At 60.3% G+C, this 26,682-nt stretch carries 30 protein-coding genes; 16 read left to right on the top strand and 14 right to left on the bottom strand.

Annotation, left to right across the window (positions count from 1 at the left end; translation table 11 throughout):
- Positions 1–11: 11 nt before the first annotated feature.
- The 5 genes from AB8A27_RS11895 to AB8A27_RS11875 all read right to left on the bottom strand — a co-directional run bounded on the left by AB8A27_RS11895 (position 12) and on the right by AB8A27_RS11875 (position 7,190).
- Positions 12–995: a Bug family tripartite tricarboxylate transporter substrate binding protein gene (locus AB8A27_RS11895; protein ID WP_441242082.1), complete on the bottom strand. Its 984-nt coding sequence runs from the start codon at positions 993–995 to the stop codon at positions 12–14.
- Between the two features lie 981 nt (positions 996–1,976).
- On the bottom strand, positions 1,977–3,158 hold the full coding sequence (locus tag AB8A27_RS11890; RefSeq protein WP_441242081.1) for a hypothetical protein: 1,182 nt from the start codon (positions 3,156–3,158) through the stop codon (positions 1,977–1,979).
- Positions 3,159–3,168: 10 nt separating this feature from the next.
- Positions 3,169–4,593 (bottom strand): UvrD-helicase domain-containing protein, encoded by a 1,425-nt coding sequence (locus AB8A27_RS11885; protein ID WP_441242080.1) that lies wholly within the window; start codon positions 4,591–4,593, stop codon positions 3,169–3,171.
- Entirely contained in the window at positions 4,580–6,292 is a 1,713-nt protein-coding gene (locus AB8A27_RS11880) for an ATP-dependent nuclease (RefSeq protein WP_441242079.1), read from the bottom strand. The genes AB8A27_RS11885 and AB8A27_RS11880 overlap by 14 nt, the downstream gene beginning before the upstream one ends.
- A gap of 148 nt (positions 6,293–6,440) precedes the next feature.
- Positions 6,441–7,190, bottom strand: coding sequence for a cation transporter (locus AB8A27_RS11875; protein ID WP_441242078.1), 750 nt, complete (start codon positions 7,188–7,190; stop codon positions 6,441–6,443).
- A gap of 62 nt (positions 7,191–7,252) precedes the next feature.
- Between AB8A27_RS11875 and AB8A27_RS11870 the strand changes: the two genes are divergently transcribed.
- The gene (locus tag AB8A27_RS11870) at positions 7,253–7,645 is read left to right on the top strand and encodes a MerR family transcriptional regulator (RefSeq protein ID WP_441242077.1); all 393 of its coding nucleotides are present in this window, start codon (positions 7,253–7,255) and stop codon (positions 7,643–7,645) included.
- A gap of 83 nt (positions 7,646–7,728) precedes the next feature.
- On the opposite strand, the gene AB8A27_RS11865 is transcribed toward AB8A27_RS11870, so the two are convergent.
- Entirely contained in the window at positions 7,729–8,214 is a 486-nt protein-coding gene (locus AB8A27_RS11865) for an Lrp/AsnC family transcriptional regulator (protein WP_441242076.1), read from the bottom strand.
- A 99-nt stretch (positions 8,215–8,313) separates the two neighbouring features.
- On the opposite strand from AB8A27_RS11865, the gene AB8A27_RS11860 reads away from it, so the two are divergent.
- On the top strand, positions 8,314–9,267 hold the full coding sequence (locus AB8A27_RS11860; protein WP_441242075.1) for a DMT family transporter: 954 nt from the start codon (positions 8,314–8,316) through the stop codon (positions 9,265–9,267).
- Between the two features lie 219 nt (positions 9,268–9,486).
- Positions 9,487–9,777 (top strand): hypothetical protein, encoded by a 291-nt coding sequence (locus AB8A27_RS11855; protein WP_441242074.1) that lies wholly within the window; start codon positions 9,487–9,489, stop codon positions 9,775–9,777.
- An 84-nt stretch (positions 9,778–9,861) separates the two neighbouring features.
- Here AB8A27_RS11855 and AB8A27_RS11850 read toward each other — a convergent pair whose 3' ends face one another.
- Positions 9,862–11,193 carry an aspartate aminotransferase family protein gene (locus AB8A27_RS11850; protein WP_441242073.1) on the bottom strand — a complete coding sequence of 444 codons (1,332 nt, stop codon included), beginning with the start codon at positions 11,191–11,193 and terminating at the stop codon, positions 9,862–9,864.
- Between the two features lie 159 nt (positions 11,194–11,352).
- On the opposite strand from AB8A27_RS11850, the gene AB8A27_RS11845 reads away from it, so the two are divergent.
- Positions 11,353–11,901: a cupin domain-containing protein gene (locus AB8A27_RS11845; RefSeq protein ID WP_441242072.1), complete on the top strand. Its 549-nt coding sequence runs from the start codon at positions 11,353–11,355 to the stop codon at positions 11,899–11,901.
- Between the two features lie 21 nt (positions 11,902–11,922).
- Here the strand turns inward: AB8A27_RS11845 and AB8A27_RS11840 are convergent, their stop codons facing one another.
- Positions 11,923–12,549 (bottom strand): TetR/AcrR family transcriptional regulator, encoded by a 627-nt coding sequence (locus AB8A27_RS11840; protein ID WP_441242071.1) that lies wholly within the window; start codon positions 12,547–12,549, stop codon positions 11,923–11,925.
- Between the two features lie 236 nt (positions 12,550–12,785).
- Here AB8A27_RS11840 and AB8A27_RS11835 point away from each other — a divergent pair, with 236 nt between their 5' ends.
- From AB8A27_RS11835 to AB8A27_RS11825, 3 genes are read left to right on the top strand one after another with little or no spacing between them, the layout of a single operon-like run.
- Positions 12,786–13,061, top strand: a complete 276-nt coding sequence (locus AB8A27_RS11835; RefSeq protein WP_441242070.1) for a hypothetical protein — start codon at positions 12,786–12,788, stop codon at positions 13,059–13,061.
- Positions 13,062–13,084: 23 nt separating this feature from the next.
- On the top strand, positions 13,085–14,296 hold the full coding sequence (locus AB8A27_RS11830) for a patatin-like phospholipase family protein (RefSeq protein WP_441244889.1): 1,212 nt from the start codon (positions 13,085–13,087) through the stop codon (positions 14,294–14,296).
- A 54-nt stretch (positions 14,297–14,350) separates the two neighbouring features.
- The gene (locus tag AB8A27_RS11825) at positions 14,351–14,851 is read left to right on the top strand and encodes a hypothetical protein (RefSeq protein WP_441242069.1); all 501 of its coding nucleotides are present in this window, start codon (positions 14,351–14,353) and stop codon (positions 14,849–14,851) included.
- A gap of 94 nt (positions 14,852–14,945) precedes the next feature.
- Here the strand turns inward: AB8A27_RS11825 and AB8A27_RS11820 are convergent, their stop codons facing one another.
- Together AB8A27_RS11820 and AB8A27_RS11815 are read right to left on the bottom strand one after the other, a co-directional pair.
- Positions 14,946–15,368 carry an energy transducer TonB family protein gene (locus AB8A27_RS11820; protein WP_441242068.1) on the bottom strand — a complete coding sequence of 141 codons (423 nt, stop codon included), beginning with the start codon at positions 15,366–15,368 and terminating at the stop codon, positions 14,946–14,948.
- Between the two features lie 172 nt (positions 15,369–15,540).
- The gene (locus AB8A27_RS11815) at positions 15,541–15,717 is read right to left on the bottom strand and encodes a hypothetical protein (protein ID WP_441242067.1); all 177 of its coding nucleotides are present in this window, start codon (positions 15,715–15,717) and stop codon (positions 15,541–15,543) included.
- Between the two features lie 169 nt (positions 15,718–15,886).
- On the opposite strand from AB8A27_RS11815, the gene AB8A27_RS11810 reads away from it, so the two are divergent.
- The 5 genes from AB8A27_RS11810 (at position 15,887) to AB8A27_RS11790 (ending at position 19,895) form a co-directional block, all read left to right on the top strand.
- Entirely contained in the window at positions 15,887–16,246 is a 360-nt protein-coding gene (locus tag AB8A27_RS11810) for a hypothetical protein (RefSeq protein WP_092144573.1), read from the top strand.
- 162 nt (positions 16,247–16,408) lie between these two features.
- A complete protein-coding gene (locus AB8A27_RS11805) occupies positions 16,409–16,708 on the top strand; it encodes a hypothetical protein (protein WP_441242066.1) in 300 nt (99 codons plus the stop codon).
- Positions 16,709–16,955: 247 nt separating this feature from the next.
- The gene (locus tag AB8A27_RS11800) at positions 16,956–18,428 is read left to right on the top strand and encodes an amidase (RefSeq protein WP_441242065.1); all 1,473 of its coding nucleotides are present in this window, start codon (positions 16,956–16,958) and stop codon (positions 18,426–18,428) included.
- A 69-nt stretch (positions 18,429–18,497) separates the two neighbouring features.
- On the top strand, positions 18,498–19,445 hold the full coding sequence (locus AB8A27_RS11795; protein WP_441242064.1) for a Dyp-type peroxidase: 948 nt from the start codon (positions 18,498–18,500) through the stop codon (positions 19,443–19,445).
- A gap of 48 nt (positions 19,446–19,493) precedes the next feature.
- Positions 19,494–19,895: a DUF1330 domain-containing protein gene (locus AB8A27_RS11790; RefSeq protein WP_441242063.1), complete on the top strand. Its 402-nt coding sequence runs from the start codon at positions 19,494–19,496 to the stop codon at positions 19,893–19,895.
- A gap of 44 nt (positions 19,896–19,939) precedes the next feature.
- Here AB8A27_RS11790 and AB8A27_RS11785 read toward each other — a convergent pair whose 3' ends face one another.
- The 4 genes from AB8A27_RS11785 to AB8A27_RS11770 form a co-directional block, all read right to left on the bottom strand.
- Complete coding sequence (locus tag AB8A27_RS11785) at positions 19,940–21,403, bottom strand: L-lactate permease (RefSeq protein WP_441242062.1); 1,464 nt, start codon at positions 21,401–21,403, stop codon at positions 19,940–19,942.
- 126 nt (positions 21,404–21,529) lie between these two features.
- Positions 21,530–21,874: a hypothetical protein gene (locus tag AB8A27_RS11780; RefSeq protein ID WP_441242061.1), complete on the bottom strand. Its 345-nt coding sequence runs from the start codon at positions 21,872–21,874 to the stop codon at positions 21,530–21,532.
- 276 nt (positions 21,875–22,150) lie between these two features.
- On the bottom strand, positions 22,151–22,327 hold the full coding sequence (locus tag AB8A27_RS11775; RefSeq protein WP_441242060.1) for a hypothetical protein: 177 nt from the start codon (positions 22,325–22,327) through the stop codon (positions 22,151–22,153).
- A gap of 16 nt (positions 22,328–22,343) precedes the next feature.
- A complete protein-coding gene (locus AB8A27_RS11770) occupies positions 22,344–23,018 on the bottom strand; it encodes a nitroreductase (RefSeq protein ID WP_441242059.1) in 675 nt (224 codons plus the stop codon).
- A gap of 299 nt (positions 23,019–23,317) precedes the next feature.
- On the opposite strand from AB8A27_RS11770, the gene AB8A27_RS11765 reads away from it, so the two are divergent.
- From AB8A27_RS11765 to ihpB, 4 genes are all read left to right on the top strand, one after another.
- Positions 23,318–23,776, top strand: a complete 459-nt coding sequence (locus tag AB8A27_RS11765; RefSeq protein ID WP_441242058.1) for an ester cyclase — start codon at positions 23,318–23,320, stop codon at positions 23,774–23,776.
- Between the two features lie 198 nt (positions 23,777–23,974).
- Complete coding sequence (locus AB8A27_RS11760) at positions 23,975–24,334, top strand: hypothetical protein (protein WP_441242057.1); 360 nt, start codon at positions 23,975–23,977, stop codon at positions 24,332–24,334.
- A 54-nt stretch (positions 24,335–24,388) separates the two neighbouring features.
- The gene (ihpA, locus tag AB8A27_RS11755; RefSeq protein ID WP_441242056.1) at positions 24,389–25,660 is read left to right on the top strand and encodes a divalent metal ion exporter subunit IhpA; all 1,272 of its coding nucleotides are present in this window, start codon (positions 24,389–24,391) and stop codon (positions 25,658–25,660) included.
- Positions 25,657–26,649 carry a divalent metal ion exporter adaptor subunit IhpB gene (gene ihpB / locus AB8A27_RS11750; RefSeq protein WP_441242055.1) on the top strand — a complete coding sequence of 331 codons (993 nt, stop codon included), beginning with the start codon at positions 25,657–25,659 and terminating at the stop codon, positions 26,647–26,649. Before ihpA ends, ihpB begins: the two co-directional genes overlap by 4 nt.
- Positions 26,650–26,682: the final 33 nt, after the last annotated feature.

Genomic DNA, 26,682 nt, shown 5'->3' with positions numbered 1-26,682 from the left:
GAGCTATGTTCTTACTGCTCCATCTTGATCCCGGCGTCGGTGATCACCTTTTTCCAGCGCGCGATTTCGTCGGTGACGAAGGCGCGGAATTCATCCGGGGTGGTGCCCATGGGGACGATGCCCTGATCCTCGAGCTTCTTCTTCAGGTCGGGATCGGCAAGGGCCTTCTTCGCCTCGAGCGAGATGCGGTCGACGATCTCCTTCGGCGTGCCCGCCGGCGCAATGATGCCGGACCAGGTGCCGGAGACGAAATCCGGCACGCCGGCTTCCGTCATGGTCGGCACGTCGCCGGCCGCCGGTACACGCTCCTTGGCGGCGACGGCGAGCGCCTTGGCATTGCCGGACTTCACCTGCGACATCAGCGGGCCGATGACGTCGAACATCACATTGATCTGGCCGCCGACCGTATCCTGCAGCGCGCCGGACGTGCCCTTGTAAGGAATGTGCTGCAGGTTGATGCCTTCGCGGCTCTTCAGCATTTCCATGGTCAGATGTGCCGCCGAGCCGATGCCCGACGAGGCGAAATTGAGCGAGCCGGGCTTGGCCTTGGCGAGCGCGATGAACTCCTTCATGTCCTTGACGGGCAGGGATGGTGTCGCGATCAGGATCAGCGGCGCGACCGAGGTCAGCGACACATAGGTGAAGTCCTTCATCGCATCATAGGGCAGCTTCGGATTGAGCGTCGGGTTGACCGAATGCGCTGCGATCACGGTGCCGAAGGTGTAGCCGTCGGGGGCTGCCTTGGCGACGGCGTCGGTGCCGATGGCGGCATTCGCACCCGGCTTGTTCTCGATGACGATGGGCTGGCCCAGTGCCGCCGACATCTTTTCCGAAACGAGGCGGGCCATCAGATCGGTATAGCCGCCCGGCGTATAGGGCACGACCATACGGATCGGGCGGTTCGGCCAGCTCTGCGCAAAGGCAGTCTCGGCGCTGCCGGCACAGGCGGCCATCACGGCGATCACGCTCACGGCGCGGACGAAGCTCTTCATCATTTCATTTCCTCGACTGCCGGCGCGCTCCAGAGCGGCGGGAGCGCCGTGGCGCTCGCTCTGGATCGCAGACCGTTCTTCTCGTTGTCTGCCCGTTCTGCGCCGCGACGGATGTCGCGGGATGCAGAGTCCCGCATGCAGGCTACCGCATCGCACGTTAACGGGGAAAGTAGACGAAAGGCCGCTAACATCTGCTGCCGCAGGGTGGAATTTGTCGATGTCGGACGCGGATGCATGTGACCTCCCGGGATGACGTTGTTGATCGCTGTGATGCAGGTGAGGGGACGGGCGTGCGCCAGCAGCGCCCGCGCCCGTGCGCGTGAGTGGCAGTCCCGGTGGTCTCCCTCAAAATGAGGGAGATGAAGCGCCGAAAGGCGCGACTTGGTAACAGTGCCGCAGCGTAGTGTCCGGATCGCCGGACAGCAGAGGCCGCGGAAACGCCTTTCGACGCTCCATCGTGGCGATTTCTGTCCCTGGGGCCGCGCTTCCGGGTACTGGGCAGGACTAGTGAAAGTCCTCTGTTCCGGACGAGCTTTCGCCCGCCTTCACCCGCACCGCGTCCAGCCGACGAGCGGCAGAGCCCCGTAATGGGCCCGGACGGCTACCCAAGGCCTCCCGGGTGCGTGAGGAAACGTCTTCCTCCCGCCCGCAGGCGCCACATCCCGCCCCGCGCCAGTCGGCGTCCCGGTAACGCTCCCTCAAGTGGAGCGGGATGAATGGGAATATATACTGGATGGAAAAGGCGTCAAGGATTATTTTCAGAAGTATTCGCAGGGCGTAAGGACGCCAGCAATGGAGGGGCAGCATGTCAGGCTTAATCTGAAGGTTGTTGCTTCAAATCCAGCCCCGGCAACCAATATTTTCAATGACTTATCATGCCCGACTGCGAAGTGCTTCAGCGCAACCCTGAAGTTCTTAGATTTTTTGTAGTAAAATCAATAGCTTTAACCAGGGCTAACTTAGCACACGCTTGCTCTGACCGGTCTAAGATCGTTCCGCAATGGCAGCCATTCGCGTGAATGAGGCAGAGAGACCATCCAAAATCGCCGAATAGATTTCGCCAAGCGTGGCATCTTCTTTCAGCTGCAGGCGGTTGGTGACTGTCTTTAGCTTCTGCGCGGCAGTCTCGCTTGATGTGAGATGAAGTGCTGCTACTCGAAAGTCATAAAGCGTGAAGAATGGCAGCATAATTGCTGCAATGTCTTCTCCGCTTGCGATTGCTTCGAGTGCCGATTGGAGACGTTTGAGGGTGCCTAAATCCTTTGGATCCCGGCCCAATGACTTCATAGTGGATCCAAGTGCTTTGTTGTCGAAGGACTCCACATAGATTTTATTGAGTGCATCGGCTGTGCGTTGACGCTCGTTTCGAGTGTCGGTGATAGGTGCATTAAGCGAGCTGACTAAGCTGAGAACTTCGTCGTCTAAGTGAGCGATTTTAACGCCAAATCTCTTTTGAGCAGCTTCTAAGAAGAGAGAGCGGTTGGCGAAGGCCGTCTTTTCTTTGGTTAGCTCTGTAAAAATACACTCTATCTGACCGTCATAGAATTCACTCCCGATGTCGTGGTCAGACGGTATGTTTTCGGATCTAAGATAGTATTGTTCATTTTCCGGTAGCTTCGCGATGTCGCCTAGCCACATGATGACTTTGCCGCTCTTATTGATGCCGAAAGAGATGTAAAAATCAGGACCATCAATGTTGCCATAGGTGGAGGACGCAAAGGATACGCTATAGTCTGGCAATGCATCATATTTGAGTAATACGGCACGATTGAAGAAAACGGGGGTCAAGGAGCCGCCTGAATGCGGGCGATCCAGTCCCGGAAGGTTCGTGTAGTCATCAGAATCATAGTCAAAAGAGATGGGCGTGAAATTGTAACGCAAATTAGGTTTGCGGCGAGTGGCTCGGATAACAGAGATGCCTTGTTTGATAGCCTGCTCGTGATGCCAGATGATCGCGAATCGGCTGTCATCTGGGAGGTAATCTAAGTCGCACGCATCGCAATGTAGAACTGGAAGGTCCTTAATGTAGATTCCGATTTCAGAGACCTCTTTGTTGAAATCAATATACGTAAGCCTCAGATGTCTTCCGCATGTGTCACAATATAAGCGCTGGATATGTCCGGCCGGTGGGAAGATGTCTTTGAGGTTGCAGCTCGGCGTGTTCATCCTGAATATCTCAATGAGTGGGGTTCAAAATTGGCTTTGCCGAGCAGATAACCAAGCGTCGAGAGCCTCGTGTCATCGCTACGTATAGATTTCTCCTGTTAAGAGCATCCGCGTTAAGAACCACGCATACATCGGCCTCCAGCCCCTTTAGCAACAGGGTACTCCCGACAGCGCGACGGGGCAGGGGGCGTCCCAGTGCACGCGATTGTTCTCGAACGGAGATGGCCGCTTCATGGAACGTAACCCCTTCGGAGGTTTCAGTGGTCTGAAGTGCGCGAATGCATCCTCTTAGAATTCCAGGACGGTGGCAGCGGACGCCGCCTTCTTCGCCAATCTTTCCGAGAAGTTGTCGAATGCCGCTATAGGAGGGCGAGTTCGAAAATTCTACTGCTGCGGTTTCCAGCTCGGTGGGCGGCTTGTGAGCCGTCCCTCGCTTCAAAGAATCAACTCTACGCAATAGATCGCTCGCTCCGACATTCGTCATTACGCTCTGGGCAAACGACATTACCTCTTCGAGGGCTCTACCTGATTTCAAGTCGAATTTCTTTGCGAAACCGACTAAATCCTTCAGGTCCACGCTTTCCACTGTAATGGCACCCGGTGTCTGGCTTGCAAACTGTTGTTGTGAAGGAGGACTGGTGCTGTCGCCTATGATTAGCACCGATCCGCTTTTATCCGGCGGGAGCGTTGAGCAGGCTTTCAGCCTCTGAGGGTGTGCATCCTTTCCGCTTACATCAATCCATGTAACGTTAGATGGGGCATTGGTTAGATCGATCGGCTTTCCAGCAATCAGAGCCTTTCTGGATTCCAGAAGCCATAGGCCAAAGCTCTCCTCTTTCTCATTCTTCCACCGCCATGGTGTCGAGAGTTCCCCCGCGCTTGGAAAGTATTTGAAAACGTCATTCTCCCAATGGACGAGCGTTCCGGCGAAATCAAATATGGCTTGCATCGGGTCACCAAGCACGCAGGTAGGCAACGTCTGCGAAGAAAAATAGACAATTGCGTGTTGAGCTGAGGAGCAATCCTGGTACTCGTCGACGAATAAGCGAGAGTAAGTGGCTGCGAGGGATTCTTTGATGTGTCCGCCTTTCAAGAGGATGGCAGCTCCCCTGCGAATAGCTGGATAGTCGTCTTTTGGATTTTCTAGCTTTAGGCAGGCGACATCGCATGTGCTGCGCTTCGGAAACATTGAGACCAGCCGCATTGACCAGCCGTCAATAGTAGAAAGCCTGTACAGCTTTGCTGCCACGCCCGCTTTTTCGAGCCGGCCTCTAAGCGCCGCGACGCCCGCGTTGGTATGGGTAAGAACCAGTATTGGTTTGGGATCTGTATGTGCTGAAATGGCTTGAGCGATTAGGTGGGTTTTTCCGCAGCCAGCCGGGGCTGTTACAGTTCCCCGTTTGATTTCAAGCAGATTGATGTCAGCTGACGCCATTCTCTATCCACTTATAGAGATCATCGACAACTTGCCAAAAAGCTATATCCGCCTTTTTAAGGTCCGGTCCCACTATGTCGCGGGCCACGTCTTCCATCCATGTAACGGACTTGAACCAGCTGCTTTGTTTTGTCCGTGAGGCTTTTCCAAGTAACGTTCTGTTTTCTTTTGATAGATTGGCTCTGCAGTTCTTGAGCGTCACCTTTCCGCTAGAAACTGATTGAATGTGAGATGCGATCGTATCTTCACCGTGTAGTTCTACCGCGCGGTTAATCAACTTCAGGACACCGTCATCCGATAGGCTTTGGAAAAGCTCGTCCTCTAGCGAGAGACCGGTGCGCCATTTGAAAAGCGCCCCGCCTGATTTAATAAAGGCGTTCTCAGCTGCTTCTTCTGGTTGGACATCGTCATCGCGCAATGCCGCCGTGCGGTAGTTCAGTGCGATAAAGGCAGCGGTTCTCTTGTGAATAGAGCTGCAGCCCACTGCGTCTATCATCGCAACGCCGTAAGCGGTGCTGGGAAGCTTCGCATGAGCCATTCGATGCTGATCTAGGCCTCTCAAAAGGCCAATTTCACTCGCTCCTTCGCATACAATTACAGACGGTGCTAGAAACGCGTCGGGATATGCTCGAATCGTGCTCTGGATTCCGTCGCTGGCTCCTACGATATCGGCTGTATGGATACCCTTTGCCTCGCGAACAACAAACAGCTGATCACCAGATAGTTCGCGTAGTGCCACGGGTGAATGCGTGGTTACGAACGCCTGCAATGGCGGTGTCTTCTCTTTAGCTCCAATCGAGCCAAGCAGCCGGATTATTCGATGAGGCTCTAGGCCATGCTCAAGTTCATCAATCAGTATAATCGCAGAGTCTTTTGCCGCTTTACGTTGAAGTCCAGCGATCAGTAGCCGTGTTGAGCCCAAGCCCAAGCTTCTTAATGGAACGCCTTCGGTATTGTGCAAAGATACTGTGCCGCCGCCAAAAGAAACTGAGTGAATATCGAGCAGAGCCTTAAGCTTGTCTCCTACGGGAATTCCCAGTTCTTTGGCTGCGTCGGAAACAATTTTTAGCGTCTCCCCCAACTGAGCGTCCGCCATGTCCCCAAAAGCGAGGCGGGCATCACGTCCTGCTTTGGCAAGGGCCGCTGACGTTTCAGCCTTTTCATCGGTAAGGCGGTTGAGTACAGATCCCCGCCGCCATGCCAGGTTATAGTCAGCTAGGGCACCTATTCTTGTAGGGCTCAGTCTCAAACGATCCGCCCAACTTAGATTTTTGGTAAGCCCCTGAGCAGCTGCACGCTCAGAAACCAAGGACCATACAGGTTCTAGGTCGCCTCCAACTGTTAGGTTCAGGGTTAGAGACGATTCAGCATCCTTTTCAGGTTCGTCCTCAATTGTCTTCGTTTTGATATTGCAGCCCCTCAGGAAGCTGCCGTAACCGTCTAAGTTTTTCAAAGCATCGTCGAGCTCACCAACCGTGACAGTGATTGAGAGCGGTGCATCGACAGCTAGATTGAAAAAGTCGGCGTCTGTGAATTGAACCGTACGGCGAGCACCCATACAGAGGTCAATTGCGTCCAGAATAGTTGATTTGCCGCTATCTCCAGGCCCTATAAGGCAATTTACGCCGGAGGCTGGCCACCAAGAAAAATTGCGAATGCATCGGAAATTCTTGATTTCGACATGACGTATGCGCGCCAATGACTTCCTCCCAATTTGACTAATGGTCTCATATGGCTCGGAGGTTGTAACTGGATTTTTGATCTACTTAATTATGATTGCGGCTAGGTGGGTATGTGTCCGCCAATTCCATCCATTAAATCAGACAATTAACCGCTTTCCATCTGTCTCAGGAACGCTGGGACATGCCGATGGCGACGGGCTGTCCGGAATATTCAGCCCAGGCCTGACGGAGTATCTGCACCGACGAGGAGAGAAAGATGAAGGCCATCACGGCAGCAACCGCCAGATCCGGCCACGCGCTCGACGAGCCCCAGACTCCCAGGGCTGCGAACATGACAATGACATTGCCGATGGCATCGTTGCGGGAACACAGCCAGACAGAGCGCACATTGGCGTCGCCGTCCTTGTAACGCATCAGGAGCAGCACCGAGGCGAGGTTGGCTGCCAGCGCCAGGAAGCCGATGGCGCCCATGACTTCGGCGCTTGGAAGGCCGAGGATAAGTGTGTGGTAGACGGTCGAACCGAACACCCACAGAGCCATGACGCTGAGCGAAAGGCCCTTGAACAAGGCCGCCGTTGCCCGCGTCCTGATGCCGGTGCCGATGACTGCGAGGCTCAGTCCGTAAGTGACCGTATCACCAAGGAAGTCGAGCGCATCCGCTTTCAGCGCCTGCGATCCCGCGATCTGTCCCGCGATCATCTCGACAAGAAACATAAGGCCGTTGATGGCAATGACCGTCCACAGCACGCGCTTGTAACGGGGATCGACGCCGTCGAAGACCGGAACGCCGCCGGAGCAACCGCATGCCTCAGTCCCGCAAGCCGCCGGGGAGACCGGCTTTGCGTTCGACTTCGAAAAATCGATGGGCGGCGGCTCGCAACAGGTGTCGGTAGTGCAGCAGGTCTTGTCGGACATCACGCTTCCTCTCAACGTAAGACAAGCGTACAACCTCTAGCGACTAGAGGTTCAAGGGAAAAATGGATTACGCAATCGGAGAAGCGTCGCGCCTGACGGGCATCAAGGTGCCGACGATCCGTTACTATGAGGGGATTGGTCTGCTGGCCGCGCCGACAAGGACGGAGGGAAAGCAGCGCCGTTATCGCCCCGAGGATGTTGCCCGCCTGAACTTCATCCGGCACGCACGCGAACTCGGCTTCGAGATCACGGACATCGCCGAATTGCTGACCCTGAGCGAGGGACCCGATCAGTCTTGCGCAGAGGTCGATCGGATCACGCGTCGGCACCTGTCGGACGTCGAGCGCCGGATCGCGCAACTCACCGCCTTACGCGGAGAATTGAAGCGCATGGTGGAAGAGTGCAGTCATGGCAGGGTCTGCGACTGCCGGGTGATCGAGACGCTGTCCGAATAAGCGAAGCACGGGTTGAACGTTGTCGAGAAGAATTGCAAAGCCCGCCGTCTCCGGCGGGGTTCACTTTCATTGCGGCACTTCCATTATTCGATCACGACTGTCGTCTCGGCCTTGACGCGGTCGAGCGCGACCAGGGTGCGGAAGCCCTTGACGAAATCATTCTCGGAGAACAGACGGCGGGTCACCGCCTCATAGGTGCGCATATCCCTGGTGACGACGATCAGCACGAAGCTCGTTCCGCCCGTGACGTAGTAGCACTGCTGAACTTCCGGGGCATTCCGGAACAGCGCCTTTGCGGCATCGACCGTTGAGGCTCGTTCGTCGCGCAGAAACACCTCCACGAAGGAGGTGATCGTTAGTGACACCGATGCGGGATCGATGATGGCGATGTTGGCCGCGATGACGCCGGCTAGTTCCATCGCGGCGATGCGCCGCTGCACCGCCGCGGCCGACAAATTGACGGCCTCGGCGATGGCACGCTGGGGCGTCTTGTTGTCACGCTGGATGATGCGGAGAATGGCGCGGTCGAACGGGTCGAGCGCGCGGGCGGCATGCGATTTGGGGTCCATACGCGAGTATTTGTTGCATTTCGGGTCGCAATCAAGAGCGCCTTAATCGCATGAGCGATGATATTCCCCGGCCGTAACAATTTGATGCGGCATCGTCACATGAGCGGCTCTCCCGGCAATTCGATATCAATCGGTATTCTGTTTGGCGCCTGCGCCGGCGCGCTGTGGGGGCTGGTGTTTCTGGCGCCCGAACTCGCGCATGCGTTCAGCCCGCTGCAACTGGCGGCGGCGCGCTACTTCGTTTACGGCGTGATTTCCGCAGCCCTGATTGCGCCGCGCTGGCGCTCGCTGCTCGCAAGGCTCGGGCGCCGCGAATGGTTTGCGCTGGCTTGGCTCGCCCTTGCAGGCAACACGCTCTATTACGTGCTTCTGACCAGCGCCGTGCAGATCGGCGGCATTGCGATGACGTCGCTGGTCATCGGATTCCTGCCCGTTGCCGTGACCATCATCGGAAGCAGGGACCGCGGCGCTGTGCCGCTTAACCGGCTGATGCCATCGTTGATGCTGTGTTCGGCCGGCGCACTCTGCATCGGATGGTACGCGGTGGCGATGCCGTCATCCGGCGTGGTCCGCGAGCAGGTCATCGGGCTTCTCTGCGCCATCGGTGCGCTGATCTCATGGACGAGTTTCGCGATCGGCAACAGCCGGGCGCTGGCGCGGCTCGACAGCGTCTCTGCGCATGAATGGAATCTCCTGACCGGCGTGGTGACGGGCGTGCAGAGCCTGATCCTGATTCCGATGGCGCTCGCCATGGATACGGCGACGCATAGCGGGCTCGCCTGGGCGCAGTTCGCGGCGGTGTCGATCGGCGTCGCGGTGTTCGCGTCCATCCTCGGCAATGCGCTATGGAATCGGATGAGCCGGCTGCTGCCGCTGACGCTGGTCGGGCAGGTGATCCTGTTCGAGACCCTGTTCGCGCTCATCTACGGTTTCGTATGGGAACAGCGCATGCCGGCCCCGCTGGAAATAGCGGCCTTCGCACTGGTGGTGCTCAGTGTCCTGTCCTGCATTGCTGTGCACCGCGCTCCGAAGCGGGCCATGGTGGCGACGTAGCTCTGGCGCATCGGCGATTGCTCGCGTCCCGTGCAGCTTCGTCATGAGAATGTGATGAGAATTGTCGCGCGACTCTTCGCGACGTGATCGGTTGCGAGCTTTGTTGTTCGCGGCATCAGACCGGATGGTCACAGTTGATCGGTAAAACGGCGCGTGACGTCGACCCGTCGGCGCGCTCCGACCTTGGTGCGTGCGCATCCTCAAGCCAATGAGCCCGCGATGCCGATCCAATTCCGCAAGACCTCAATCAGATCTCGCAAGCGAACATTGGGACTGGCCGCCTTCGGCCTGATCCTGGACGCGATCGTCAGCCATCCCAAAGTCGACGTGCCGGCGATGGTGAATGTTGCGATGATGTCGCGCTTTGCCATAGCGCCTGTCATGGCGTCGCTCGGCAGCTTCTCATGGACGACCGGCACAGGTTCGCGCAACACCGTCACGCCGTCGCCGGTGATGAGCGCGGATGATGTGGCGTGGATGTGCCCGCGGGCGCATGGCAACGCAAGTTGATCGACAACTGGATCTCTTAAACAACAACGGCCCGGATGAAGCAGGTGCTTCATCCGGGCCGTGTTGGATCAGACGCGTGTCGGCTCAGGCGACGCGCTTGATGGCGTCGCTGAGGATCGAGACGATGTCGTCGATATGGTTTTTCTCGACGGTCAGCGGCGGCGACATCGCGAAGGCATCGCCGCTCTGGCGCAGATAGAGGCCGGTGTTGAAGCAATCCACCATCACTTCATAGCCGCGCGCGCCCGGCGCGTCCTTGCGCGGGGCGAGTTCGACGGCGCCCATCAGGCCGCAATTGCGGATGTCGATGACATTCGGCAGGCCCTTCAGCGCATGCAGGCTGTCGCGCCAGTATTCCGCCATCGACGCGCCGCGGGTGAGCAGGCCTTCGTTCTTGTAGATGTCGAGCGTGGCGATGCCGGCGGCGCAGGCGACCGGATGCGCCGAATAGGTGTAGCCGTGGAACAGCTCGATCTGGCTTTCCGGACCGGTCATCAGCCCATCATAGATCTTGCGGCTGGCGAACACAGCGCCGCAGGGCACGGTGCCGTTGGTGATGCCCTTGGCGGTGGTCATGATATCCGGCGTCACACCGAAATACTGCGCCGCGAACGGCGCGCCGAGGCGACCGAAGCCGGTGATGACTTCGTCGAAGATCAACAGGATGCCGTGCTTGGTGCAGAGTTCGCGCAGGCGCTCCAGATAGCCCTTTGGCGGCGGCAGCACGCCCGTCGAGCCCGGCACCGGCTCGACGATGACGGCAGCGATGGTGTCGGCGCCATGCAGCGCGACCAGACGCTCGACATCGTCGGCGAATTCGGCGCCGTATTCCGGCAGGTCCTTCGAGAAGGCATTGCGGGCGAGATCATGGGTGTGGCGGATGTGGTCGATGCCCGGCAGCTGGGCTGAGACGAAGGCGCGGCGGTTATTGACCATGCCGCCCACCGAGGTGCCGCCGAAGCCGACGCCGTGATAGCCGCGCTCGCGGCCGATGAGGCGCGTGCGCGTGGCCTGACCGATGGCGCGCTGATAGGCGATGGCGATCTTCAGCGCGGTGTCGCCGGATTCAGAACCGGAATTCGTGAAGAAGATGCGGTCGAGGCCGGCGGGAGCGATCTCGGCGAGGCGGTTGGCGAATTCGAAGGCCAGCGGGTGGCCCATCTGGAAGGCCGGGGCAAAATCGAGTGTGGAGAGCTGTTTCTCGACGGCGCTGGCGATCTCGCGGCGGCCGTGACCGGCATTGGTGCACCAGAGGCCGGCGGAGCCGTCGATCACCTTGCGGCCGTCTTCAGTGGTGTAATACATGCCCTGGGCTGCCGCGAACATGCGCGGCGCCGCCTTGAACTGCCGGTTGGCCGTAAACGGCATCCAGAAGGTGTCGAGTTGCAGGCTGTTCGGAATCTGATGGACGGTCACGGCGCGCTCCCATGGGATGAATCTCGGCTGATTTTCGCATCTGGATCATGTTCGTAACATTGCAACAAGTCCTTTTCTTGGACTGATTAAGCTGTTGATTTTGCTGAATGGGCCGAGCCATATTTGCCCGATCCGCAACACTCGCAACAGGGATTTGGCGTGAGCATCGATCTGGGCGACCGGCTCCGCTTCGTGCGGGCGCGTCACAAGCTGTCGCAGCGTGAACTGGCCAAGCGCGCGGGCGTGACCAATTCGACGATTTCGCTCATCGAGTCCAACCAGATGAACCCGTCGGTCGGCGCGCTGAAGCGCATCCTCGACGGCATCCCGATGGGACTCGCCGAATTCTTCGCCATCGAGCCGGACCGGCCACGCAAGGCGTTCTATCGCTCCGACGAGCTGACCGAGATTGGCAAGTCGCCGATCTCCTATCGGCAGGTCGGCGATAACCTGTTTGGTCGCGCTTTGCAGATTCTCAAGGAGCGCTACGAGCCGGGCAGCGACACCGGCCGCGTGCCGCTGGTGCATGACGGCGAGGAGGGCGGTATCGTGATTTCGGGGCGGCTGGAAGTCATTGTCGATGACGAGCGTCGTGTCCTCGATCCCGGCGATGCCTATTATTTCGAGAGCCGCCGCCCGCACCGGTTTCGCTGCGTCGGCAGCAGGCCCTGCGAAGTGATCAGCGCCTGCACACCGCCGACGTTCTGATGATCCAGTCCCACGCCCGGACTAACGGGACGTGTCGATTCCTCTCATCAGCAGGTCGATACTGGCATCGGTGAAGACCGCAACATCGATCTGCCTTCGCGTTCCAAACAACAGCGACCACACGGTCAACAGCAGCGCCGGGCTCATCACGATTTCGGTGAATGTGCTTGCCTGCGACGGGCGGAATTCGCCGGCTGCTACTCCTGCTTCAATCACCATTCGGAACTGGTCGATGACCGGCCGCATGAACTCGTCATAGTGCCGGTCCACGAGATCGGGGAAGCGGCAGCCGTCGGCGACCAGGAAGCGGAGTGTTTCGCGGAAAGGTCTGTCTTCGGCGATCTTGCGATAGACGAAGACCATGAGTGCACGCAGGCGCGCGTTGTATGATCCTTCCAGCGTCGCGGCATAGCTTTCCAGTTCGGGAAAGAACGCCTGGGACTTGTATCGGATCATCTCGTCGAACACGCGCTCCTTGGTTTCGAAATAGAAATAGATCGTGCCCTTGGTGACGGACGCGCGGGCGGCGACATCCTCGAGCCGGGTCGCGGCATAGCCGTTTTTGGCAAATTCCTCGAAGGCCGCATCGAGAATCTCGATCGGTCGTTCCGCTTTTCGCCGGGCGCGCTTCTTCAGCTCAGCATTCATGGGGCGAGGATAATCGAACGCTCGGCGGGGTGCTATTGACTTTTGAGTCAGTCAATAATAGTGAGTGATTGCTCACTTAATTGTCGCGGTCAAATGCATAACGCTTTCAAAATGATGTCTCCGTTGCTGGCCGACGAGGCTGGCACTGCGGATCGGCGGTCCAAGCCGATCGAAACCCTGGCCACCGCGAAAGCGACACTGATTGCCCAGCACGCGCCGGACGGGGCGGGGGCTGCATGAAGAATGCGGATGACAGCAAATCGCCACCGCGGCTGTTCCGTGGTGCCCGCGTCCGGATGAGCCGTCTCGGCCGTGAACGGCATCCCAAATACGGCGATCGCCAGGGAGTCATCGTGGGGAACGGTTCGCCGAGCAGTTGGCGGATCAAGTTCGACGAGCGGAAGACCATCCAGGCGATCCACCAGGACTATCTCGAGCTCGTCACCCCACCTGCGGCATCCCTTCAGGTCGTCCAGCGACGCAGTTCCGCAAGCGGGGCGTCGAACCCGTGAGCGCTCTCCTGACCGAACATGTCATGCATGGCCGCCATTGGCGGCCGTCGATCTCGTTGCTTGTCGTTGCGGCGCTGAGCTTGCTGGTCGCCGGATGTTCGTCGCTGCCACGGACGCAGTATAGCGTCGCGGAAGCATCCAGTGCGCGCGTCCTCGATCTCACGAACCTGCGCCGTTATGCGGACGAACCGGCCTCGACGTTCCGAAGCGACCAGAACCAGGTCGCGCTACGAGGGCCTCGAACCTATCTGGCGCTTTCCGGAGGCGGGGCGGACGGCGCCTATGGCGCCGGCGTGCTCAATGGCTGGACCGAGGCGGGGACGCGTCCGTCATTCTCGATGGTATCCGGCGTGAGCACCGGCGCACTGATCGCGCCCTTCGCGTTTCTCGGTTCCGACTATGACGCGACCTTGCGCGACGTCTACACCAGTGGCGTCGCCGCGAGCCTGCTCGACGCGCCCAATCCGTTCAATGCGATCTTTGGTTCGGGCCTGTTTGGCAACACGCGGTTACGCGAGCTGGTGGCGAAGTATATCGACGAGAACTTCGTTGCCGCTGTCGCAGCCGAACATGCGAAGGGGCGGATGCTGTTCATCGTCACGACCAATCTGGATTCCCAGCGCACTGCCATCTGGGACATGGGACGGATCGCGTCGCTCCGTACGCCCCAAGCACTGAACCTGTTCCGGGATGTTGTTGCGGCATCGGCGAGCCTGCCCGTGGTGTTTCCACCGATGCTGGTGAGTGCGGAGGCGAACGGCAAGCGCTTCGAGGAGATGCATGTCGATGGCGGCGTCACCGCGCCTGTCCTGACATTGCCGGAGGCTTTCCTGCTGCGCGACGCGACATTCGCCAGAGCAGAGAAGCTGCAACTCTACGTCCTGATCAACAACAAGATCGAACGGGAATTTCAGGTCATTCCCAATTCCACCATCGAAATCGCTGCGCGGTCGTCATCGACCGTAACGAAGATGCAGACACGCTCCATCCTTTACAACACCTACGCTTTCGCTCGCCGCAACAAGTTCGGTTTCAATCTGACCTATATCGAGGGCGATCGACCGCCATCGCCGATGTCGGGCTTCGATACCGCCTATATGCGCGCGCTGTTCGAGTACGGTTATGAGAGAGCGCGGGGCAACCGTCTCTGGTCGAAATCCCCGCCCTCCGACGATCAGGATTCCGTGGCGGAGTCACACACAACAACCACGCGGCAAGTCGCAAGCGGCAACTGATGCGCGACGCGACTTTCAAACCCGGCACATGCGTGCTGAAACAGGAGTGACCTCATGAGACTTTCCATGCTTCGCAAGATCGTTTCGCCCCGCCGGCTTGCGCTGGTGTCGATCCTGCTCGTCGCCGCCTCGGGGTCGGCGGCGGCGCAGTCGCTGCCGTTCACGGGCCTTACCGGATCCTGGGCAGGCGCAGGAGCGATCTCGCTGTCCGACGGATCGAAGGAGCGGCTGCGTTGCAAGGCGACATATCAGGTCAGCAACGGTGAAAGGCGGCTCCTGCAGAGCTTGCGCTGCGCGAGCGACAGCTACCGCTTCGACCTCAACAGCGATGTGGTCAGCCAGGAGGGGACCATCGCCGGATCATGGAGCGAGACCAGTCGCGGAATCAGCGGAAGTATCGCGGGTCGGGAATCCGGCGGCCTCATCTCGGCCGTGATTGACGCGCCGGGCTTCTCGGCCAGCCTGTCGCTCTCGACGCGCGGCAACAAGCAGTCTTTCTCGATATCGTCCGAAGGCGACATCCGGAACGTCACCATCAACATGAGCAGGAACTGATCGGGATCGCTGCTCAGCGATGGGAGGCGTTGAACCTTGCAAGGTGATCAGCGTCTGCACGTCGCCGACATTTCGAGGGCTGCCGCGCGATCGGTTAGCAGCCCTTACAGACGTTTCCGATCATCTGTTTTATTTTTCTCTCGCTCTCTTCGTAAGTCTGCCCAGGTGGCCGCGCTCCAAACCGGACCGGTAAATGGATCTCTTGCAGGGCCTCGTCGTCGGCTGAAACTATCGGGAATGGTTGCAGCTTCGCCAGCCACTCCAGTAAATCCTGATCGACCTTCGGAATGCTTGTTCCCTTTTCGACTTTCGGGTTCAACAGTTTACCATCCCGGTCGAGTGAGAATTTTAAGAGCACATCAATGGGCAGACGCTCACTTCGTAATTCTGCCGGGAAACCGATCGGGTGTGCAGCCACGTATGCGCTGAGTTGTTTCTGGAAGAATGTTGGCTCCTTCGCCAATGCCTGCGTCCCGAGAAAGCCGATCGCCAACAGATAGCAGAACAAAAATCGCATCACGGTCTTCCAAATTTGGGGCGGGGTCCGTCGCGCTTCACGATCAGCTCGGCAGTGAATGCGGCTCGCTGAGTTTTTTGTCCAAGGGTGCAGGTATCATAAAACCCGATGTGCGAAGTTGTAAAGCAATTGGGCTGGATGAGCGCAGCGTCATCCGTATAGACAATCTTGATCAGCCGCGAAATTTGGCGAAGGCGGCTTCGACATCAATCACGGTGGCAAACCGGCCTGCATCGGCAGCCCTCAATCCGCAATCCGCGATCAATGCTGGCAATTTCTTTTGGCGTAGGCTGATACGCGTCACGCCGGCTTCAAGCTCGCGGGCATAGGCCGCCAGTTCGTCTTGCACATGTGGCGGCCACGTCCCGACGCGTTACAGGATATCGGCGAGGGGCTTGGTTTTCATGGCGTGAGGGTATTACGACGGAGACACAACGTCGCGGGGATAGCCTGAGCAATCCATCCGCCCCACCTGAATTTGAATGGCTGCCTGCGCGCCAAATCTCTATGCTGCGGGCATGTCGCGATTCATGTGTCTGTTGATTGCTCTCGTCCTGTCGCTCACTTCCGCCGTTGCACTGGCTGCGCCGGTCAAGAAGAAATCGCAGCAATGGAAGGGCTACGGTTTCCTGCCGGGCTATCACCAGCCGCTGAACAACAGCGTTCCGCTGTTCATGCAGAAGCGCGCGGACCTGCGCATGGCCAAGCGCGACAAACGCCATTGGTATATCGACCGCACCCCGGTCTATTACCGTTGGTCGGACGGCGAGAAGTATTATTTCGGCCGGCCCGGCTTCTATCGCGGCCAGTACAATGGCGGCAGCTTCGGCCCGTGCTGGACGAGGACCCCGATCGGGCCGATCTGGAATTGCGGGTGACGCTGGCCCGTTTGCAGCGGTCAGGTTCACCCACCCCCAGTGGTGGTCATGTCGGTTAGCCACTGTCGGCAAATAATGATCGGCTAGCGATTAAGAGATCTGCCGCTGGCATCGGTGAGACCATATCTTCCTCGGGATGAGGAGATGTGACGGAGGTGCGCGATGAAACCGCACAAGCTTCCCTTCGAGAACCGGTGGAGCAACGGCGAGCACGGATGGCAATGGCATTGCGAGCTCGAGCGATTGGGCCTGATGAATGTACGGGCGATGTTCGCCGACCATGAAACCCGTCATCCCGGCAAACGCGCGGTCATATTCGATATTCCGGGTGGTTTCGTCCGCGACTGGCTGGCGTTCCACGACCGGCGCACGGCGCGTCAGCAGTTTCTTTGGCGGGCGATCGTTATCGGGCTGACTCTTGTTACTGCCGTCGGCACCGTGCTGAACCTGTTGCGCCTTTGACGCCAAAGTATTTCGCGGGATGGGTGAAGCGAAGCGCTACTCGGGTATCAGTGGCCCGGCTATGGTGCCGCACGCTGACGTCCTGCTGGAATTTGCCGCCGCCGCCGGGGAGGGGGACGGCGATCGCCATTCGGCACGCTGGTCTGCCCTGCGTCAGCCGCGCGCTCAGGGCACCTGCCACGGCTTCCGAAAAAACCGTTATCCGGTCTAGGCTCGCACCAACCGAATCTCGAATTGGACGTGCGACATGACATTGGCGATGAGCTGGGACGAATGGGCCAAACACGACGCGTTGGCGTTGGCCGCGCGCGTGCGCAAGGGCGACCTGTCCCCGGCCGATGTGGCGGCGCAGGCCGCGGCCGGCATCGCCAGCACCAATCCTGCGCTCGATGCCGTCGTCGAAGTGTTCGATGACGTGGTGGTCGATCCGCTGAAGGACGGCATGAATGCGGACGGCGCGTTCGCTGGCGTTCCGTACCTGATGAAGGACCTCGGCCCGACCCTGAAGGGGCGACTGCAGGAATTCGGCTCCATGATCATGCAGGGGCATCGCCCCGCGCAGGACAGCTTCCTGACCGGCAAGATCCGCCAGGCAGGACTCAACATCATCGGCCGCAGCACCACGCCGGAATTCGGCGTCTGCAGTTCTGCCGAGAACGAGCTCTATGTTACCCGCAATCCCTGGGACACCGACTACACGACCTGCGGTTCCTCCGCCGGCTCGGCGGCGATGGTGGCTGCCGGCGTGCTGCCGATCTCGCATGCCACCGATGGCGGCGGCTCGATCCGCATTCCCGCGGGGGTGAACGGGTTGATCGGCCTGAAGGTCTCGCGCGGCGTTTATTCGCTGGCGCCGGCGCTGTCGGATCTCTCCGGGTTGGTCTCGATCCAGGGCTGCGTCAGCCGCAGCGTGCGCGACACTGCGGCTTTCGTCGACAATTGCCGCGGCGGCGCGCCCGGCGAATTCATGCCGTTCTGGTCGCCGGCCGAGCCTTATAGCGAGCTGATCAAGCGCGATCCCGGCAAATTGCGCATCGCGCTGTCGCATGAGTGGGGCGACTACAAAGCGCCGCCGCATTTCGTTGCCGAGCTTGAACGCGTCGGCAAGATGCTCGAAGGGCTTGGCCATCATGTGGAATGGGCACTGCCAGAGGTGGATTTCCGCAAGGCGTTCGCCGCGCAGACGACCTGCTATATCAGCAATTTCGCGCAGGTGATCGCCGGTCATCTGGTGCGGCTCGGTTTGGATAAGCCGACCGCCGATCTGCTCGAGCCGATCAACATCAAGATCTGGGAGAGCGGGCTGAACACCTCCTATACCGAGCGCAATGCGATGCAGGCGGTGTTCAACACGACCTCGCGTGCCTTCGGCAATTTCTTCGAGCGCTACGACATCATCCTGACGCCGATCACCGCCAAGCCGACGCCGAAGGTCGGCACATCAGAATATCTCACCATGAGCGACAATCCATCAGTACATGACTGGTTCGCCAATCTCTGGCAGAACTTCGCCTATACGCCGCTCGCCAACCTGTGCGGCATCCCCGGCATCTCGCTGCCGCTGGCGGCGCAGGAGAACGGCATGCCGCTCGGCATCCAGGCGCAGGCGAAGCAGGCCAACGACGGATTGTTGCTGCAACTGGCCGCGCAGGTCGAACGCGCGATCGATGGCAAGTGGAATGGGGGCAGGCTGCCGGCAAAGCATGTGAGCCGGCAATAGGCGCGTCGGCAGATACTGTCTTCGTCACGCTAAAGATACGTGACACAACTGATATCGAACGGATCGAACATGGTTTCAAGCTTGCCGGCTCCCGTGTCTCAGTCGGTCGTTGCCAGGCTGACGCGGGCAGCGATATTCCTGGTCGTGACGATCAATCCCGGACCGGCGCCCGAGAAGGCGGTTCGGGGCTTGTGTGGCGACCTGTCCAGCCTGTTGCGCGGCGTGGGCTTCCGCAATCTCAACGGTCAGTTGTCCTGCATCATGGGGATCGGCTCCGACGCCTGGACTCGGTTGTTCGGAGCGCCGAGTCCGAAAGACCTGCATCCGTTTCGCGAGATTCGCGGCGTGCATACCGCCGTTTCGACACCCGGCGACATCCTCTTTCACATCCGCGCGGCGAGCATGGATCTCTGTTTCGAGCTGGCGACGCATATCATGGCGCGGCTTGCCGGCGCGGTCTCGGTCGTGGACGAGGTGCACGGCTTCAAATTCTTCGACGACCGCGATCTGATCGGCTTTGTTGACGGCACTGAAAACCCGGTCGGTCAGGCAGCCGAAGCGGCCACCCTTGTCGGCGATGAAGATCCCGCCTTTGCCGGAGCCAGCTATGTGATCGTGCAAAAATATCTGCACGACGTCGAGCGATGGAACAAGGTCCCTGTCGAGGAACAGGAGAACATCATCGGCCGGCACAAGCTGTCCGATATCGAACAGCGCGATTCCGAGAAAAAGCCGTATGCGCATAACGTGCTAACGTCGATTGAAGAGAACGGGGAGCAGCTTCAGATCCTGCGCGACAACATGCCGTTCGGCGAAGTGGGCAAAGGTGAGTTCGGCACCTATTTCATCGGTTACGCCCGTTCCCCGCAGCGCATCGAGAAGATGCTGGAGAATATGTTCATCGGCAACCCGCCGGGCACTTACGACCATCTGCTGGATTTCAGCCGCGCGGTAACGGGGACGCTGTTCTTCGTTCCGACAGCGGCGTTCCTCGACGATGTCGATCCCGAGGCGTAAGCGGTGTCAGCTAATCTGCCCACCGCTTGCTGAAACAGGAGATTGTGCATGGGCGTCGATCTCTTGAATATCAGGGGACTGAAGGAGCTGGAGCATCAGGGCCCGATCGTGATGGTCAATCTGATGCGCTTCCGCGAGCGTTCGCTCGATGGCGACGGATCGGGCTGGGACGCCTATTTGCGTTACAGCGCGCTGACCGTGCCGATGATCAAAGCACGCGGCGGCACATTGCTGTGGACCGGCGATGCCAAAGCCGTCGCGCTCGGCGAAGCGGACCATCAACAGTGGGACTATCTGGCGCTCGTTTATTATCCCTCCGTGGCAGTCTTCGTGGAGATGATGACATCGCCGGACTATGAAAACCGCTGCGACCCGCACCGGACCAATGGCTGCGCCGAGCATGTGATCATCTGCACGAGCGAGGCTTACAGCAAGTTCAAGATCGGGTGACGAGGGATCGCCACTGGCTTCCGGCTCATTCGAGCCACTGAACCTCAAATGAGCCGTGTGGCGATCAGCACCGAGATCGTAAGCAGCACCGCGACGATGACCACGACAAAGGGCAGCATCGCGCGATAAGCGTCGCGCTCGTGGCCGGGCGTGCCGGCGAGATTGCAGACGATCGACATGCGCACGGGCGAGACCATGTTGAGCGACAGCGCGGCGGCGTGCTGAAGTGCGACGACGGCGGCGATGTCGAGACCGGCTTCGGTGGCGAGGCTGAGCTGCGACGGCATGAACAGCCCGTTGGCCGCATTGCCGCTATTGGCCAGGGCGCCGAACACGGCCGAGATCATCGGCGTGACCGTCACCGACCAGACCCCGAACGTGTCATACATGCCGCGGGCGAGGCCGCCGGCAATGCCCGAGCGCGATAGCAGTTCGGCCATCATCGAGAACACGATCACGGTAAGCACCGCGAGCCGGCCTGTCTTCCAGGCGGCTGCGATTTCCGCAGGGAAGGCCCGCTGATGGCCGTGCAGCAGGGCGGTCAGCACAGCCGCCACGACCAGCCAGGTGCCTGCGTGAAACAACGGCGCCCAGACCGGCGCGCCGGCGAAGGGCTGTATGCTCCACGTGGTCTGTAGAATCTGGTTGAGCGGCGGTACGAGGCGCGTCAGCGCGAGCCAGCCAATCAGCAGCGTGAATGGCAGCATGCGCCGTGCTGCATCAGCGATCGCCGCGCGGTCCGGCTTCTCGTCGATCAGATAGCGCAGCACGATGGCTGGTCCGAACGCCGCCAGCATCGCCGGCTCCGGTCCGAGAAACGCCGTCGCAACGATGGCGAGGCCGAGGCTGCCGAGTAGCCAGAGCGCTTCGCTGGCGCGCTCGCGCCAGTCGGCGGTGATACCGGCGCGCTCCGCCATGCGCCAGTAGATCGGCAGCCACAGGATGTTGAACACGAGATAGATGAGGCTGGTGCGCAGCGCGAGCGCCGTGGGATCGGTGCGCGCGAAGGCAGCACCGACCACCGCGCCGCTGCCCATGGCGCCCCACACGATCATGGTCTGGCTGATCAGCGAGAAGGCGAGCAGCTCGATCGGCTTCAAGCCGAGGCGGCGGATCAGCACCATCGTCCCCATGATGCCGATGCCGAAGCCGGTGGCGGATTCCGCGAAGGGCCCGATCAGATAGCAGGCGGTGAACAGCAGGCGTCGCCGCGCATGCGCATCCGGCAATGACGTCTCGACCGGCATGGCCGCGTCGCCCGGCCGGATCGCCATTTGCCAGAACAGCAACCCGCCGAGAATATACGGCACGACGATCCAGCCGATCCATGCGCCGCGCAGCAGCGCCGTTGCGGCGTCAGCGATCCCGAACAGTTGCGGAGCGGTGGTCAGGGCCACGGCCAGCGCCGTGGCGAGGCCGATGAGCGAGGAGGGGAGCGTGCCGGCAAGCCCGCTGGCGATGGCGCCAATGACCGCCAGCGCTGGCAGTGCCCAGATGAGGTAAAGCACGTTCCGCCCCCAAGTTTCTCGTTGGGGGCTGGATGCGCGGGAATGGAAGGGACGTCAACCGCGCTTCGCGCATGGCAAGGACCCATCGCCGCACGAAGCGATAAACCCGGCGAAATCCAGGCACCATCACGCCGGCCGGACTATCGACCTGCGCTCACGTTCGGCGTAGCGCTCGACGAAGTCCTTCACGCCGGGTGGCAGATCCTCGCAGGTGACAGCGGCCCGTTGCCGAATATAGCGGGCAATATCTGCTGATACGTCTTTCGTCCAGCATTCGGTTACATTGAAAGCGACCACGCGGTCAGGGGCGGAATATCGCCCTGAAAAGAAATCGGCGATGACGGTATCGAGGTCTGTTTTCCCCACATCGGCCTCGCGCCAAACACAACCGCCCTGTCGGCCGTCCACGACCAAGTACACATTTTGATCGTCGCCGTTCGGCACGACCGATGGGGTCCAGGCCCCACGCATAGTTCAACTCCATCGTAACGATGATCGAACTGCGGATTCAATCGGTGTGGAAATGATTCGTTCCCGGAAAAACCAGGGCTTGGTCTCGAAAATAAGAGCTCCAATGAAGGACTGAAGCGCTCCGCGCCGCGTCGTCCTGCTATCACTGGTAGTAAAAGAAAAACCCCGCCAAATGGCGGGGTTTTTGTATGCTCGGAAAATAGAGGATGAATGGTAACGCAGGTCATACAAGTCCCGCTCCGTGCAACGACTATCGCGCGGGCGGACCACGCGTCGCTAGTCTATCTGACCTTCGCGAATGCCGAGCTTCTTCACACGGGTTCGGATGGCGAGTGGCGACCGCTTCAGGCGCAGTGCGACCTCGTTGATGCTGCGCCCGGCCGCCAGTTGCCGCCGAAGCTCCTCGTCCTGCCGGGATGTCCAGGCGGTGTCGGATGGGGCGTGCAGTTTCATGGCGGGCTATGATCGCTCATTCGAAGCCGACGAACACCGTCGCTTCCTCGACTGACTTCCGTTCGGAGACCACCGCATTGGCCGGAAAGCTGTCATCCGGCCATCCCAGCGCAATGCTTTTCATGATGACCTGATCGTCGGCAATTCCCGCATGCTCGCGCACCACCGGCGACTGCATGATGCCTTGGCTGTTGATCACGGCGCCAAGGCCGCGCGACCAGGCGGCATTGACGAGGGCGGTGGCCACGGCGCCGCAATCGAACGGCGTATCGTCGCTGCCGTCCAGCACGCGGTCATAGGTCACGATCACGCAGACCGGTGCGTCGAACTGACGGAAGCCGCGCAGCACCCAGTCCTGCCGCATCTCCTTGTCGTCGCGCGCGATCCCCATCGCCGCAAACAATTGCTTGGCGACGCCGACCTGCCGGTCGCGGTGATGACCTGCAAAGGCCTGACCGGTGCGAAATTCGCGCGACTGCGGGATGCCTGCGATCATCCGTTCGGTATTGCCGGCGCGGATCTTATCGAGCGGCTCGCCGGTGACGACATAGAAATTCCATGGCTGGGTGTTCATCGACGATGGCGCGCGCATCGCCAGATTGATGATTTCCTCGATCAGCTTTTTGGGGACCGGATCGGGTTTGTAGCCGCGGATGCTGCGGCGGCCGAGAATGACGTCATCGAACTGCATAGGCCTGGAATCTCCCGGGGGCGTTTTTGAATTGGGCGGGATATTCGAGGTTTCCGGGGCAGGGTGCAAGATTGACGTGAGGGGCAGGAGGTGGTCACCGCTCAGCTGCGGGGCGGAATAGCCAACGGGTCGCGCGAAGCGCGCCCGATGATAAACTCCGCGTATTCCGCCGCGTAAACATCTTGACCGCGGCGGATTACGCTTCGCTAATCCGCTCCACGATTGCTAGTGTCGTTCTTCAATTCCATCATGTTGGGCCGAGGGCGATGAACACACGCAGCGATCATGTTGAAAAGCCAATGACGTTCGATGGCGTGACGCTCACGCCGCAGAAGGAGGTGGTCCGTGCGTTCTACAAGGATATGTGGGACCACGCGGACGTGACTTTGATCCCGCAAATTTTCCATGAGGATTTCACCTTCAGGGGATCGCTCGGGCCGGTGCTGGTCGGGCATGGACAGTTCGCCGACTACGTCCGCTGGGTTACCGGCGCGCTGCAGAATTACACGACGGACATTCTCCTGATGATCGAGGAGGGCAATCGCGTTTCCGGCAAGGTCTACTTCCATGGCGTTCAACGCGAAGCGATGTTCGGCAATCCGCCGACAGGAAAGCTCGTCGGCTGGCTTGGAGCGCCGATCTTCTCGTTCGACGGGCCGAAGGTCCGTGACCTCTGGGTACTCGGTGACATCTACGGCCTGCTCGGACAGATCAGGACAGATGGCATGCAGGACAACGAGTTTTCCACGTCCCGGTGATGCTGTGCCCGTTCGCGCGTTGACGTTCAGACGATCATGACGATGCGGCCAGACGTCGCGTTGAATTGCAGGCTGGGAAAAGGCCGCAAAGACGCCGAAATCGACTAGCGAACTGCGACGTTGTTACATTATTGCGGATCGACATGAATCGCCGATCCGTGCTACCTCGCTCGCAGAATTTGAAAGAGAAGCCCCAAAGTGACGATTTTCGCCCGCATCTTCCGCCATGGCCTGCTGCGCATCTCGCGCAGGGCGTTGGTCATGGTCGTGCTGGCGACGTATGTCTTCGCCGGCGCCATGCACGGTCTCTGCGAGTGCGATGTGACCAATCCATCCGGAACGACAATCGTCTCGCTTGCCGAGAAGGCGATCGGCCATTCCGACAAGGGAGTGGTCGCGGACAATCACTGTCACGGCTGCTTCTCCGTGACGGCGCAGCCGCTCGTCTTCACGGCGATGCCCGTCTCCATCGAGACCCGCACGGCGGTTTTTCACGATATCGAACGTCGCAGCCTGCCGCGCGGAATCGATCCTCCCCCACCCAAATTCCTGACCTGACCGTCATCGCCGGGCGCATCGCGCCCAGACTCCGTCATTCGTCAGGTTTCAATCATGTTCTCGAAGATCGCCACGCGTTTTGCGTGCGCATCTGTGCTGCTCGTCAGTTCGCCGCTGACGGGGGGAGCTCATTCGCAAACCCTCACCATGGGGGCTGCGCTTCAACGCGCGCTCGCCGCCAGTCCGCGTCTGACAGCCGCCGAGCGTGACGTCGGGATCGCGCGCGGCCAGCGCATCCAGTCCGGCGCGCTGATCAATCCCGAGATCTCCTACGAACAGGACAATTCGTTCGGTTCGGGCGCCTATAAGGGGACCCGCTCGGCGGAGACCACGCTGCAGGTCAGCCAGATGTTCGAGCTGTGGGGCAAGCGCGATGCGCGCATCGCTGCCGGTCAGGCAGGCCTCGATGCGGCGGGTATCGGACGCCAGGCCATCCGGCTCGAAGTGCTCTCCGAGACCGCGATCGCCTTCGTGAGCGTGCTCGGCCTGCAGCGGCGGATCCAGATCCTCGACGAACAGATCGAGGCGATCGACAAGATCTCGCCGCTGCTGCAGCGGCGCGTCGAGGCTGGCGCATCATCCATCGCAGAGACCGGACGCGCCGAGGTCGCATCGGCTCTGGTCAAGGCCGACCGTGAGCGCACGAGGTCATCTCTCGCGAGCGCGCGCCGTGAACTGGCGATCCTGATGGGCGATAGCGCGCCGAAATTCGCTGTCGTCTCCGGACGGCTGGAAGCGATCGGCAGGCCGCCGACCTTCCAGTCGGTGGTCGCGGCGATCGATGCCAATCCGCAGCTCGTGCGCTGGAAGGCGATCTATGCACAGCGCAACGCCGAACTGCTACTTGCCCGGTTGAAGCCCTATCCGGACGTCACGGTGTCCGCCGGATGGCGCCGCTTCAATGAGACCGGCGACAACGCCGTTCGGCTGTCGCTGTCGGTGCCGATCCCGGTGTTCGACCAGAACCAGGGCAATATCCTCTCCGCACAGGAAAGTCTCGCCAAGACCGCCGCCGAACGCCAGGGCAACCGCAACACGCTGATCGTGGTGGCGGGTCGCGCCTATGACTCGCTGCAGGGCTCGCTGCGCGAACTCGCCGTCCTGCGCGAGACGGCGATCCCCAAGTCCAGGGACGCGGCCGATGCGATTTCCGAGGGCTACGGGCAGGGACGCTACTCGCTGCTCGAAGTGCTCGACGCGCAGGCCAGCGTCGCGCAGGCGCGCCTGCGCGAACAGGAAGCCCAACAGAATTTCCATGTCGCCGTCGCCACCATCGAGGGGCTGATCGGCAATCCGTTTGCACTGGCGCGAGGGAGCGCACGATGAACAAGCCAATCAGGATGTTGCTGGCAGCCGCGGCGATCTTCGCCGTTGGCGCCGGTGTTTATGCCAGCGCGCCGAGCGGCATTGCCGCGCCGGCTGCGAAGGACGCGAAAGCTGGCGACAAGGGGCATGGCGGGAAGGGACATGGCGAAAAAGGCGACGCGCATGGAGACGAGGGCATCGTCAGGATGACCGACGCCAAGGTTGCCGCCGCGGGCATCGAGATCCTGACGGCTGGCGCCGGCACGCTGCGCGATTCCATCGTTCTGAACGGCATCCTGCAGCCCAACCAGGAGGCGCTCGTGCAGGTCACGCCGCGTTTCCCCGGCGTCGTGCGCGAGATCAAGAAGCGCATCGGCGACACCGTCGAGAAGGGCGAACTGCTCGCCAGGATTGAAAGCAACCAGAGCCTTACGGTCTATGAAATGCGGGCGCCGATCTCCGGCACGATCATCGACCGTCAGATCTCGCTCGGCGAATATGCGTCCGAGCAGAAGCCGGCCTTCATCGTCGCCGACATCTCGACGGTGTGGGTGGACCTGTCGGTGTATCGCCGCGATCTGCCGCGGGTGCGCATCGGCGACACCGTGCAGATCGATGTCGGCGACGGCGGCAAGCCGATCGAGGCGCAGCTGTCCTATGTCTCGCCGGTCGGCAGCAGCGACACCCAGAGCGCGCTGGTGCGCGCTGTGGTGGCGAATGAAAGCATGCGGCTGCGCACCGGATTGTTTGTGTCGGCGCGGCTGATCCTGGCGGCCAAGCAGGTCCCGGTCGCTGTGAAGGGATCGGCGCTGCAGAGCGTCGAGAACCGCAATGTGGTGTTCGTCCGCAACGGCGACAAATTCGAGACCCGCGACGTCGAAATCGGTGCGCGCGATTTCGAGAATGTCGAGATCGTGTTCGGCCTGATGGATGGCGACCGCTACGCAGCGAGGAACAGTTTCGTGGTCAAGGCCGAACGCGGCAAGGGGGAGGCATCTCATGACCACTGACCTCCGGACGTCCATCACGAGCGGAGCGGCGCG

The sequence above is a fragment of the Tardiphaga sp. 768_D3_N2_1 genome (genome assembly GCF_052076105.1).
Lineage (GTDB): Bacteria > Pseudomonadota > Alphaproteobacteria > Rhizobiales > Xanthobacteraceae > Tardiphaga.
This window is presented reverse-complemented; position numbering and strand designations above follow the sequence as displayed.